The 12,143-nt window shown below is 54.1% G+C and carries 9 protein-coding genes; 3 read left to right on the forward strand and 6 right to left on the reverse strand.

What is annotated here, in order from left to right; translation table 11 throughout:
* Positions 1-171: 171 nt before the first annotated feature.
* The 3 genes from FG166_RS08435 to FG166_RS08445 all read right to left on the reverse strand — a co-directional run bounded on the left by FG166_RS08435 (position 172) and on the right by FG166_RS08445 (position 4,098).
* Positions 172-759: a peptidylprolyl isomerase gene (locus FG166_RS08435; protein ID WP_003681444.1), complete on the reverse strand. Its 588-nt coding sequence runs from the start codon at positions 757-759 to the stop codon at positions 172-174.
* Between the two features lie 220 nt (positions 760-979).
* Entirely contained in the window at positions 980-2,938 is a 1,959-nt protein-coding gene (locus tag FG166_RS08440) for a sucrose-specific PTS transporter subunit IIBC (RefSeq protein WP_012391637.1), read from the reverse strand.
* Positions 2,939-3,087: 149 nt separating this feature from the next.
* Positions 3,088-4,098 carry a zinc-dependent alcohol dehydrogenase family protein gene (locus FG166_RS08445; RefSeq protein ID WP_003681442.1) on the reverse strand — a complete coding sequence of 337 codons (1,011 nt, stop codon included), beginning with the start codon at positions 4,096-4,098 and terminating at the stop codon, positions 3,088-3,090.
* 521 nt (positions 4,099-4,619) lie between these two features.
* Between FG166_RS08445 and FG166_RS08450 the strand changes: the two genes are divergently transcribed.
* Positions 4,620-6,092, forward strand: a complete 1,473-nt coding sequence (locus FG166_RS08450; protein WP_003681441.1) for a sucrose-6-phosphate hydrolase — start codon at positions 4,620-4,622, stop codon at positions 6,090-6,092.
* 12 nt (positions 6,093-6,104) lie between these two features.
* On the forward strand, positions 6,105-7,481 hold the full coding sequence (locus FG166_RS08455; RefSeq protein ID WP_003681440.1) for a DUF2252 domain-containing protein: 1,377 nt from the start codon (positions 6,105-6,107) through the stop codon (positions 7,479-7,481).
* Positions 7,482-7,759: 278 nt separating this feature from the next.
* Here FG166_RS08455 and FG166_RS08460 read toward each other — a convergent pair whose 3' ends face one another.
* Positions 7,760-8,668, reverse strand: coding sequence for a LysR family transcriptional regulator (locus FG166_RS08460; RefSeq protein ID WP_004562894.1), 909 nt, complete (start codon positions 8,666-8,668; stop codon positions 7,760-7,762).
* A gap of 36 nt (positions 8,669-8,704) precedes the next feature.
* Positions 8,705-9,574, reverse strand: a complete 870-nt coding sequence (locus FG166_RS08465) for a PPK2 family polyphosphate kinase (protein ID WP_003681437.1) — start codon at positions 9,572-9,574, stop codon at positions 8,705-8,707.
* 70 nt (positions 9,575-9,644) lie between these two features.
* On the opposite strand from FG166_RS08465, the gene FG166_RS08470 reads away from it, so the two are divergent.
* Entirely contained in the window at positions 9,645-10,250 is a 606-nt protein-coding gene (locus FG166_RS08470) for a hypothetical protein (protein ID WP_003681434.1), read from the forward strand.
* A gap of 246 nt (positions 10,251-10,496) precedes the next feature.
* On the opposite strand, the gene yjeM is transcribed toward FG166_RS08470, so the two are convergent.
* A complete protein-coding gene (gene yjeM / locus FG166_RS08475; protein WP_003681429.1) occupies positions 10,497-11,993 on the reverse strand; it encodes a glutamate/gamma-aminobutyrate family transporter YjeM in 1,497 nt (498 codons plus the stop codon).
* Positions 11,994-12,143: the final 150 nt, after the last annotated feature.

The raw sequence follows: 12,143 nt of genomic DNA on the forward strand, positions 1-12,143 counted from the left end.
AGCGGAATATTACCACGATTTGGTTGGATAAGAAAAATTGTGTTTTCGTTTTTATAAGTGTCAACTTGACAGGGGATAGTACCCCCCGCTCCAAGCTGGCCAGTGCTTCTTGATAGTCCATGTCTCCTCCAATCAAAAACGGGCGACCACAGAGGGGCGCCCGTCAGTTAATTATTCAGCGATTTCAACGTCTTCAATCACGACGTCTTCTTCTGGGCGGTCGCGGAAGTCGCGCTTAACCTGGGAAATCTTTTGGGCCACGTCCATGCCCTCGATCACCTGGCCAAAGACGGTGTGGTGGAAGTCCAACCACGGCGTCCCCCCCTCTTGGTAGCGGGCGATTACTTCGTCCGGGTAGCCGGCGGCCTTCATTTGGCCCACCATGTCAGCCGGCACGTTTTCGTTGGTCACGATGAAGAATTGGCTCCCGTTGGTGTTAGGACCAGCGTTGGCCATCGAAAGGGCCCCCTTGAAGTTAAAGAGTTCCTCGGAGAATTCGTCTTCAAAGGCTTGGCCGTAGATTGATTCACCACCGGCCCCGGTCCCGGTCGGGTCGCCCCCTTGGATCATGAAGTCCGGAATCACCCGGTGGAAAATTACGCCTTTGTAGTAGCCCTGCTTGGCCAACTCAACGAAGTTCTTCACCGTCTTGGGTGCTTGGTCGGGGAACAGTTGTAGCTTGATGTCCCCTTGGTTAGTCTTAATGGTTGCTTGAACGGCCTTGACGTCGGCCAAGTTCAGTTGCGGATATTGGCTCATCTTTTTCCTCCAAAATTAGTATTAGGGTATATTTTAACACAATAAGGGAAGTGCGAACCAGCCATTGGCAGGCCGTGGGTTAAGGATAGACCGGGGATTGATGCGGTACGCATCGTTCTCCGGTCAGACTTAGCCACGTTATCTTTGGAATAGTCAAGATACAACAAAGGCGCCGCATGGTTTTGCGACGCCCTTGTTTAGAAGAGAGATGTTGAGATGTTTAGTTTTTACCAACGACGGCGATCAGGTCATCTCCGGCCTGAACCGTCCCGTCAGCGAGCTGTTTAACGGCACTGTAGTTAGCGGTGTTGGTAATTACAATCATGGTCGTGGTGTCGTAGCCGGCTGCCTTAACGGCATCAAGGTCAACGGTGCCCAAAACGTCACCCTTCTTGACTTTTTGACCCTGCGCTACGTTGGAAGTGAAGTGGTCACCCTTTAAGTTAACGGTGTCCAAACCGATGTGAATCAAGATCTCGGCACCGTCCGTACTGGTTAAACCGTAGGCGTGCTTCGTGGCGTAGGCCACCGTGATCTCACCGTCGGCCGGTGCGACAATCGTCCCGTCACTTGGAACGATGGCGGCCCCGTCCCCCATCATCTTTTGGGAGAAGACCTCGTCGTTAACTTGACTCAAATCTTCAGCGGTCCCACTTACGGGTGCGCCCAGCGTTTCGGTCTTAGCGGCTTCACCACTTGGTTGGTTAGCACTAGCAACAGTTGCTACGGCTTCGTTTGCTTGGGTCGTAGCATCAACTGCATCAGCGTCGGCTGCTTCAACAACCGGGTTTACCAAGTGATTGTGCGTCTTCCCGTAAAGGAAGGTGATGGTGAAGGCCACCACGAAGGAAACGAGTTCACACAGCAGGTAGAACGGAATTGACTTGGCTCCGATGGATAAGAACCCAATGAACCCGGCCGACCCCATCGAAACGGCGATGACGTGGAAGAGACCGGCTAGAGTAGCGGCGGTCGCAGACCCGATCAAGGCACAGAAGAATGGGAACTTGAGCTTCAAGTTAACCCCGAAGAGGGCTGGTTCCGTAATCCCCAGTAAGGCGGAAACGGCGGCGGAACTAGAAAGCCCCTTCATCTTTTCGTTCTTGGTTAAGAAGTAAACGGCGGTCGTGGCAGCCCCCTGGGCAACGTTAGCCATGGAAGCAACGACGAAGATAAAGTCCCCGTAACCAGTCCCGCTCTTGTAGGCGGTCACCAGCTGAGTTTCGATGGCTGGGAAGGATTGGTGGAGCCCCGTCAAAACGATTGGCGAGTAGATGGCCCCGAAGATCCCGGTCCCGACAAAGCCGAGGGTCGAGTAAAGCCAAACGATCCCGTTAGTGATTAAGTCTGATAGTTCCTTCATAACTGGTCCAACCACGATAAAGGTGATGAACCCCGTTAAGATGACTGACAGCAGTGGCGTAAAGGTGAAGTCAACCGCGGATGGTAACTTCTTGTGGAACCACTTTTCAAAGATTGACAGGATCCAAACGGCGGCTAAGGCCGGGATCACTTGCCCAGTGTAAGATTGGATGTTAACGGTAAAACCGAAGAGGTGCCATGCACCCCCCTCTGCCAAGGCCGGCGCCGTCATCATCATCCCGACTACGGCCCCCAAGAATTGGTTGGCCCCGAAGCGCTTAGCCCCGGAAACCCCCACTAGAATCGGCAAGAAGACGTACGGAGCGGCCGACATAACGTTGACCATTCCTTCCAGCCCCTTGATGGCCGGGAACATTTGGACGACCGACTTTGGCCCGAACAGACCTTGGGAAACTAAAACGTTATCTAAGGCCATCAACAGACCTCCGGCAACCAGGGCCGGAATGATTGGCACGAAGATGTCCGACAGCAACTTAATGAAGGCCATCACGGGGTTGAACTTTTGGTTCTTGGCCGCGATTTGCTTCAAGTCTTCGGTCGAAACTTCCTTGAGCCCAGTCTGCTTGATCAGCTCGTCATAAACGTTGTTAACGTCCCCAGGTCCGATGATGACCTGGTACTGGCCGTTAGTCTTGAAGGTCCCCTTGACGCCGTCGTTGTTGTCGAGGGCCTTTTGATCGATGGCCTCATCGTCTTTAAGGACTAATCTCAACCGAGTGGCACAATGGGCCGCCGCAACAATATTATCTGCCCCGATGGCCTTGATGACATCGGTAGCGACTTGCTTGTGATCCATAATCGTTCCTCCATCTGCAAGTATTTGATAATGCGAACGCTTTGTAAGCGCTTTTTCTACCTTATCCATCATACATGACTATTTTAAATTGTCAACCGTTTGACATATTTTTTGAAATCGCTACCAAATGTGATTTGATCACAAGCCCGTTATGACGGCATTTCAAGCACGTAAGCGCCGTCAATATTTCCTCTGCTAACCCGTTTCAGAGCCTGGTCAGCCTGGTTAAATGGTACCGCCGTGACCGTTGGCGTGATCCCCAACCGATCCGCCAGGGTCAAGAACTCCTCACCATCGCGGCGGGTGTTAGATTCGACGCTAGTGACCGTTTTTTCGTGAAAGAGGTGGTCCTGGTAATTTAAGCTGGGGACGTCACTCAAGTGGATTCCGGCTAAGGTCAGCGTCCCGTTGGGGGCCAGGTTAGCCAAGGCGTTAGGCACCATGGCCCCCGCCGGCGAAAACATAATGGCCGAATCAAGCGGGACCGGTGCTCGGTCATAGGCCCCTTGCGCTGAGGCACAGCCCAACTCCAGGGCAAACTTTTGAGCGTCCTTGCCCCGGGTAAAGACGTGCACCTCGATCCCCTGCTTAATCGCTAACTGAGCCGCCAGGTGTGCGGAGCCACCAAAGCCATACAGTCCCAAACGGCCCCCCGCCGGTACGTTAGCCCGCAAGAGCGCCCGGTAACCAATGATCCCGGCGCATAGTAGGGGCGCCGCTTCCACGTCCTTAAAGCGGGCGGGAATCCGGTAGGCAAAGCCCTCCGGTACCGTTACGTACTCGGCGTAGCCCCCGTCGTGATCCCAGCCGGTGTACAGCGAGTGGGGACACAGATTTTCGTGTCCACTGCGACAATAACGGCAGACCCCACAGGCGTGGCGGAACCAGGGAATCCCGATCCGGTCACCAATGGTGAAACGCTGGGTGCTAGCTCCACTAGCGACCACCCGGCCGACGATTTCGTGGCCCGGGGTGACTTCCGGTTGGTGGACGGGGAGGTCGCCTTCCGTCACGTGTAAGTCAGTGTGGCAGACCCCACAGGCCAAAACCTTAACCAAAACCTCGCCGGGCGCCGGGGTCGGCACCGGTTTTTTAACCAATTGCAGGGGACAGGGATCACTTTCAATCGGGGCGGGGACTTTTACCGCCCAGGCCCGCATTTGTTCAGGAATTTGTTCTGACACAGTTACCACTCCTTTTAGTTTAATTATGTTTATTATAGTGCAGGATTAGGAGAAGTGCGAACCCACCCAGATACTACTTATCAAGAAGGTGGTTTGCTATTCCACAGATAATGTGCTCCCCAACCACAGGCCTGGTGCCTAAGTACGGGCAAAGAACGCCGCTAGGGCGACAACCTTTTGCCCTAGCTTAGTCATACAGCCTGTTTAATAGGTTGGTACACACTTCCAAAGATAACGTGCTCCCCGACCACGGGCCTAGTGCCTAAGTACGGCCCGTTTGATAGATTGGTACACACTTCTAAAGATAACGTGCTCCCCAACCGCAGGCCTAGTGGCTAAGTCTGACCACAGAACACCGCGTTCCGCGCTAACCTGTGGTCTATCCTTAGCCCACGGCCTGCCAATGGTTGGTACACACTTCCTTTATGCCAATCAATTGACAGCGGTTGCGCAAGGGCCCTAAAATAGGGGTAATTTTACAAAAGGAGCCTTTAACCATGGAATGGACCCGTCAACAACGTTACCAATCCTACGATCACTACACCGCCCAGCAACTCTTAGAATTGCAAAGCCAAGCCGCCACCGACCCGGTGCAGGTACGCTACCACTTGCACCCCAGTTTGGGGCTTTTAAACGACCCGAACGGCTTTTCCTATTTTAACGGCCAGTGGCACCTCTTTTACCAATCCTTCCCGTTTGGCGCCACCCACGGGATCAAATCCTGGATGCACACCGTTTCTGAGGACCTGGTCCACTGGCGCAACCTCGGCTTAGCCGTCGCCCCGGACACCAAGTTCGACAGCCACGGGGCCTACTCCGGTTCGGCCAAGGCCTTCGGTGACCGGCTCTTCTTAATGTATACCGGTAACCACCGCGACGCCGACTGGAACCGGATCTCTTACCAGGTGGGAGCTTGGATGGACAAGGATGGCCAGGTCACCAAGCTGGACCACGAGCTCTTCGTTAACCCGCCCCACTTTACCGAACTCCGCGACCCCCAGCTCCTAGTTAAAGACGGCCATTACTACGCGCTCTTAGGCGCCCAACGGACCGCGGATAAGACCGGCGTCGTCGACCTGTGGGAAAGCGACCAACTGGAAAGCGGCTGGCACGAAGTCGGTGAAGTTGACCTGGGGCAATCAGACCTAGGTTACATGGTGGAGTGCCCCAACTACGTCGACGTCGACGGTCGGGCTGTCATGATCTTTTGTCCGCAGGGGCTGGATCACCAAACGGCGCCCTACCAAAACATTTACCCCAACATGTACCTGACCGGTCAAGACTTTGACCTAACGGCGCCGCGCCTGGTTAACCCGGACGAAACGCTCACCAACCTGGATGAGGGCTTTGACGTTTACGCCACCCAAGCCTTCAACGCCCCGGATGGCACTGCCTACGCCGTTTCTTGGGTGGGCCTGCCCGACACCACCTACCCAACCGATGACCACAACTGGGCCAACGTGATGAGCCAGGTTAAGGAGCTTCATTACCGCGACGGCCACCTCTACCAAACCCCGGTGGAAGCAATGGCCGACCTGCGCCACACCCACCACGCCACCATCTTCACCGGTCAGCCAACCGTGATCAAAGAAGACGCCGGCCAGCAGTTCGAACTCCAGGTGACGATCGAACCAAACCAGGCCGGGACCCTGACCCTAGCTGGCGACCAGAGCCTAGAGCACGGCGTCTTCCTGAACTTTGACACCACCGCCGGCCAACTGGTAATTGACCGCGCCAAGGCCGGCCAGCCGGTGGCAGAAGACCACGGCACCACCCGGACCCTAACCGTCCCGGGCCACCAAGAATTAAAGCTCGACATCTTTGTTGACCACTCGCTGGTCGAAATCTTCGTCAACGATGGTTACAAGGTTGCCACTTTGCGCTACTTTGCCGACCAAGCCCACGGCCAAGTCGCCTTCACTAACCCCACCAAGGCCACCGGGACCCTGTGGCCAATCAAGCCATACTAAAGAGGTTTGCCCATGCTCGTTACCGATCTCTTCAACCAAAACCAGCTCAGCCCCCACCTCTCCAAGCAGGCCCTCTTTGACCTGGGGGTGGCGCGCCAGCAGGCCGTTCCGAGCCGCGAACTGGCCGCCTACGTGCCGGTCGATCGCAACCCCTTGGACCTGATTGCGGCGACCGAATCGCAGATGCTCCCCGACCTCTTGGCGCTGCGCCACCAGCGAATGGGCGTCTCGCCCTTTACATTCTTTCGTGGCACCGCCGAGCTGATGGAACACGACCTAGCCGAACAGAGCCACAGCGGCATCCAAGTGATCATTTCCGGCGACGCCCACGTCAACAACTACGGCTTTTACGCCTCGCCGGAACGTAAGCTCTTGTTTGGCCTGAATGATTTTGACGAAGCCCGGATTGGTAACTGGGAAGACGACCTCAAACGCCTCTTGGTTTCCACCTACCTGGCTGGTCAGTCCAACGGCTTTTCGGAACGCGACCTCTTGCCGATCCTCACCAACGTAACCAGGACCTACCGCCACGGGGTCAAATACGCCAACGCCCTGACCTTGCCGGAGCGCTTCTACTTCTCCTACGAGATCCATGACATGATGGCGACGATCGACCGGATCAGCGACGATCAACCCCACAAGATCAGCACCATCTTGGAAAAGATTCTCAAGAAGAGTCCCCAGAAAAACTCCGAACAGGTCATCGCCAAGCTGACGACCGCGGATGAAGAGGGGCGCCGCTACTTTATCGAACAAGCGCCACGAGCCAAGCGTGTTCCCCAAGCCATCAAGGACCAACTGATCCGGGGCTACCACCGCTACTTGAAAAACACCCGCGAGGACGTCCGCGTTTACCTGACCAACTTTACCGTGGACGACGTGATCCGCTACGCCGTGGGGGTCGGCTCCTTTGGCACCCACTGTTACCTGATGCTGTTATCCGGCAACGACGGTAGCCACCTGGTCTTACAGATCAAAGAGGCCCTGCCGCTGCGGGCTAGCCTAACCAGCTTGAGCTCCGACCGTGACCTGCGGCTGGCCCAGGAACGCTCGGCCGGCCGTCGGATCGTCACCGCCCAAAAGACCCTCCAGTCGGCCTCCGATCCCTTCCTCGGGGCCTCCCACTTTGGCCACCGCTCCTATTACTTTCGCCAGTTCCGCGACATGAAGGAGTCGATCGACGTCGCCAAGCTCGACCTGGAGTCCTTTGGTATTTACACGGCCACCTGCGCCTTCTTGTTGGCGATTGCCCACTTCCAAAGCCCGACCGCCCCAATGATCGCGGGCTACTTGCACCACCAAAAACCAGTCGACGATACCCTGGCTGATTGGGCCGTTCAGTACGCCGGCCAAGTTAACCGTGATTACCAAATCTTTATCAATTACTAAAAGGACCCCCGCACCGTTCAATTTGAACGATGCGGGAGTCCTTTTTAGTTCCTCAATGTTAGACAGGACAAATGTTTAGATTTGCGCAATTGTTGATTCCTGCATAATCTTAGACGATTTCACAGATAACGTGCTCCCCAATCACAGGCCGTGGGCTAAGTCCAGCCACAGAACACCGCTGGCGCGCTAACCTGTGTCTAGGCCTTAGCCCACGGCCTGCCAAATGGTTGAGTCGCACTCCCTCTTCCAACGGAAGCCAACCCCTACAATATATTGATTTAGTCCTCTAATTTGGCGATTTCACGTTCCAGGGTCTTGGCAAACTCCTCGGTGGCCGGCGTGGTCCGTTCCTCTTGCCAAAAGAGGTAGTAATCACGGTGCACCAAGGTCCCCCCCGCCCCGTGGAGCGGCAGTGACTTGATCATCGGTAAGTTTAGGTTTCTTGAGCTAACCACCCCGAGCTGATCAGTAATCATGTAGCCCCGGTTGGCGGCCACCATCGTGTAGGCCCCCTCTAGCGTTTGGGCGAAGACGAAGTCGCTCTTGATCCCCAGCGTTTGACGGTAGTAATTAGCCTCTTCCTTTTGCTGGCTCTCCGGCGCGATCAAAATGCAGGCCTGATCAGTTAGATCCGCTCTGCCGACCGACTTTTTGCTGGCCAGCGGGTGGTGGCTAGAGAAGAGGATCATCAGGTTGGTGGTGACTAACTTGCGGTTAATGTACTCATCGGACAGGGCCCGGCGTTGGTCGGAAAAGATCAGGTCAACCTTTTCGTCGTTTAAGAGGTCGTACAACTCCTCGTGGTTACCCTGGCGGAGGTTGATCTGAATCTTAGGAAAGTGTTGGTTAAAGGTGCTCACGGCACGGGCGATGTCGATCCCGGCGTATTCACGTAAGTAACCGACCGTCAGGTGCGAAATCTGACGCTGGCCAACGATGGTCGTCGCCGCTTCTAATTGAGCCGCCGATTCCAGTAAGTCCGGGGCGTGGCGGTACAGGTATTCTCCCGCCGACGTCAAAGAAAAGGAACGGTTGTGGCGTTCCAAGAGTTGGACCCCCAGGGAATTTTCCAATGCTTGGATCTGCTGTGAGATCGCAGACTGTGAGATGTAAGCCGCTGCGGCTGCCTTAGTAAATGATCGGTATTCAACGACCTTAATGAAGTAGTCGAGTTGTTTTAGTAGCATACAAACCTCCCCCAATTTCATAAAAAACTTGGGTAACTATTCTTTTTTTAGTTCCTTCAGTGCGTCTTTGAGTTCTTTTTTCTTATCCTTGGTTACCAGCGGGTAGGCTAGCGGCAGGTGTGAAATCTGGTCCACTAGCGCATTGGCAACGATGTAGCGCGATGACCACTTGTCATCTGACGGGATCACGTACCAGGGGCTGTCCTTAGTGGCCGTGGCCTGGATCGCCTTTTCGTAGGCGTCCTGGTAGGCATCCCAGTACTGGCGCTCCCGAATGTCGGCGGCCGAAAACTTCCAGTTCTTATCCGGAATTTCGATCCGGGCGGCAAAGCGGGCGCCCTGCTCTTCTTTGGAAACGTGCAAGAAGAACTTTAGAATTTTAAACCCGTTGCGGGTCAGGTAGGCTTCGTAATCACGTAAGTCTTGGTAACGGTCCGCGTAGAAACTTTCCTTAATGTCTTTAACCTTTTCGATGTTGGGCAGGTGTTCGCTCACCAGGATTTCGGGGTGGACCCGGGCGATCAAAACGTCCTCGTAATAGGAACGGTTGAAGATCCCGATTTGTCCCCGCTCCGGTAGCTGCTGGTTGATGCGCCACAGGTAGTCGTGCAGGATTTCCGTCGAGTTGGGTTGCTTGAAGTTGGCCACCTTGACGCCGACCGGGTTGACCCCGGAGAAGACGTGGGCGATCATGCTATCCTTACCGGCCGCGTCCATCGCTTGCAAAACAATAATCACCCCGTAGGTCCGCTGGGCGTACAAGATCTTTTGTAGATCGCTTAACTGCTTAGTACACTCCCGTACCCGCTTTTTCAGCTCGTCGGTTGACAGACCCAGGTCGACGTTGGTCGGTGCCTTTTTGATTGCAAAGTGATCATCACGGTAGCGGTACTGACGGTAGTCCATTCTACTTCCCCCATTCAAAAAAGCTTGTTAAACTTACAGTGAACAACCACTACACCATAAGGAGGTCGCCATGTCACAACAACCATCCGTTACTTCGTGGCAAACCACTGTTCAACGGCAAGTCGAAAATGGCCTTCCCAAGGGTTTTACCCTCTTGGCTGCTCACCAGTCGAAGGGGAGTGAAAGTTTGTACTTCACTGTTTTAAAAGAGGGGGTCGTTTTCGATTTACGTTTATCATACCACCCGAACGCCCACCCGGTGAACGGCTTAATTGACTTTGACCTGCGCGCTTTTCCGGGCAAAAAGTACTTGTTAAAAGCGATCGCAGGCGCCCTGTCAAACCGGACCAATGGCCACCAGTTAAGCTATCACGATTTTGTCGCCCTCGCCTTTGTTGAAAAGGTTAGTCAAGCTAGCGGCATCTACTTAGTCGCACAAGAACACTTACTGTGCGCCCTTTCAATTCCGCCCCTGCTGGAGGCAACCCTCTTGGACCAGTGGGCCCGCAAGTGGTTGCTAGTTCGCTTCAGAGACGGTCAGCTCCTCTTATCGCACACCGGAATGGCGCTATTAGAAGCCTACTGGGAAATTGCCGATGTCTTCATCGACGAACCGATCTGGGATGACAACCCCCGGATCGAAAGCCCGGCCGAGTTGATTCATCATTTTTCCTGATCATCGCTTATCAGATTATTATTACAGTCAACGTCCCCATACTTTGTGTGCCGTCGCTTCCGTCCGTTGCGAACGTAGTCATCTTCGGAAGCAAAGATTTGTAATAAATCCATTAAGTTTTCGCGTAATCGTTTCCGGATCCGTTTCCAATCAGCCATCGCTCGCCCCCCTTTCTATCTACTTATCTTATTATAACTAATCTATCGAAAAATAAAAAGTTCCCGCTCAAAAAGGGGAGCTTTAATTTTAATCTAAGACATGTTTTCGTTCAGCGCGACTATAGAAGATCCAGGCCACGATGCCGAAAAAGACCGGTCCAAAGGCGGTCCAAAAGGCCGTTACCCAGTCGCCTTCCAGTAGCGGTTCGACGCAGGTGAAGACGATCCCCACGGCGATAACTAACCAAACGATCGTGGTAACCACCCAGGTGGTGGTCATGCTCTTGTAAAAGACAAAGGGGCGGTCGAGGTCCTTTTTCATCTTGAAGAACGGGAACGCCCCGATCAAAAACAGGTACGGTGCCGAAGAGGAAACGTTCATCATATCGGTCAAAATCGTGTAGAAGGTCGCCGCCGTGCTCCCCCCAAAGGTAATGAAGAAGACGATCACCGAAACGACGATCATTTGCATCCACATGGCAAAGGCCGGCATCCCCGCCTTGTTTAAGCTCGTTAACTTGTCCGGCAAGAGCCGCGGGTCACACCCCTCGACAAAGGACTTGATGGGCGAGTAGGTCATGACAAAGGCGGCCCCGAGCCCGCCGAAGACGTCGGACAGGGCGGTAATTTGCGAGAAGACCCGCCCGAGCGTCACCGAAGCGGCGTGGCTTAAGCCCAGGTGGCTACCGGCTACGAGCCCCATGTTATTGATCAAAACGTATTCAACGTTGGCCAGGTCAACGCTTTTCTTGCCCAATACCTCGTGCCAGTTGGTGGTCACCCCACACATGAAGATGGCGAGAACGTACAGCAAGGTCATAATCACCATCCCGATGATCAAAGCGCGCGGGAAGGTCCGTTCCGGTTTGTCAACCGAGTCGATCACCCCGGCCATCGTTTCTAGACCACCGTAAGCAAAGAGGGCGTAGACAATGAAGGAAATAATGGCAATTGGCGATATAAAGGCGCTGTTGGGTGACTTGATAAAGTTGACCGCCGTGACCGGTTCGGCTGTGGCGCCGTGATCCATGACCCAGATGGCTAGTGAAGCCAGGATAAAGACTGCGGCAATCCCCAGGGTGAAGACCCCGCAGACCGAGGCGACCTTGGCGATCTTGTCAATCCCACGACTGGACAGGTAGGTGACGATCGCCAAGAAGGCAATTTCCATGATCCCCAGCGTTTGGTTCGAATCGAGGCCCAAGAGGTGCCAGGTCTGGGTCTTGTCGCTTCCAAACAACATCGTTGAAATCGACACGAGGAAGTACTGGGTGGACGAAACCAGCCAGACCACCCAGGCCGACAGCCAAATAAAGGTCCCGATAAAGGCCGGTTTCTCACCGACGGAGCCCCGCATCCAAGAAAAAATCCCCCCACGAGCAGCCTTAAACGAGGCCCCGTATTCGGCAAACATTATCGCCGACGGGAGGAAGAATAAGATGGCGGTCACGATATACCAGATCATACTTGCGTAGCCCATCTGGTAGTAGGCCGTCAATGAGTTACTAAAACCAAAAATTGACGAAAAGATCATCAGGACCAGGCTGGCCGTCTTGATCTTCTTCGTTGAATTTTCTTCGTCCATTGGATTAATCCATCCCCTAATTTAGAATTGGGGCAATTATACCCCTTTCCGAATAATCTTTAAGTCTTTAATGACAATATTAAAGAAAAGATGAACTAACCCTTCCAAAACGATGAATAGTCACTTTTAAAAACGATTATTTCCGGCTGG

The organism is Limosilactobacillus fermentum, from assembly GCF_013394085.1.
Lineage (GTDB): Bacteria > Bacillota > Bacilli > Lactobacillales > Lactobacillaceae > Limosilactobacillus > Limosilactobacillus fermentum.

Coding starts and splice junctions, on each gene's coding strand:
- FG166_RS08465 (WP_003681437.1), bottom strand. CDS start 9,574: ATGGACTACCGTCAGTACCGCTACCGTGATGATCACTTTGCAATCAAA.
- FG166_RS08470 (WP_003681434.1), top strand. CDS start 9,645: ATGTCACAACAACCATCCGTTACTTCGTGGCAAACCACTGTTCAACGG.
- FG166_RS08440 (WP_012391637.1), bottom strand. CDS start 2,938: ATGGATCACAAGCAAGTCGCTACCGATGTCATCAAGGCCATCGGGGCA.
- FG166_RS08435 (WP_003681444.1), bottom strand. CDS start 759: ATGAGCCAATATCCGCAACTGAACTTGGCCGACGTCAAGGCCGTTCAA.
- FG166_RS08445 (WP_003681442.1), bottom strand. CDS start 4,098: ATGCGGGCCTGGGCGGTAAAAGTCCCCGCCCCGATTGAAAGTGATCCC.
- FG166_RS08455 (WP_003681440.1), top strand. CDS start 6,105: ATGCTCGTTACCGATCTCTTCAACCAAAACCAGCTCAGCCCCCACCTC.
- FG166_RS08450 (WP_003681441.1), top strand. CDS start 4,620: ATGGAATGGACCCGTCAACAACGTTACCAATCCTACGATCACTACACC.
- yjeM (WP_003681429.1), bottom strand. CDS start 11,993: ATGGACGAAGAAAATTCAACGAAGAAGATCAAGACGGCCAGCCTGGTC.
- FG166_RS08460 (WP_004562894.1), bottom strand. CDS start 8,668: ATGCTACTAAAACAACTCGACTACTTCATTAAGGTCGTTGAATACCGA.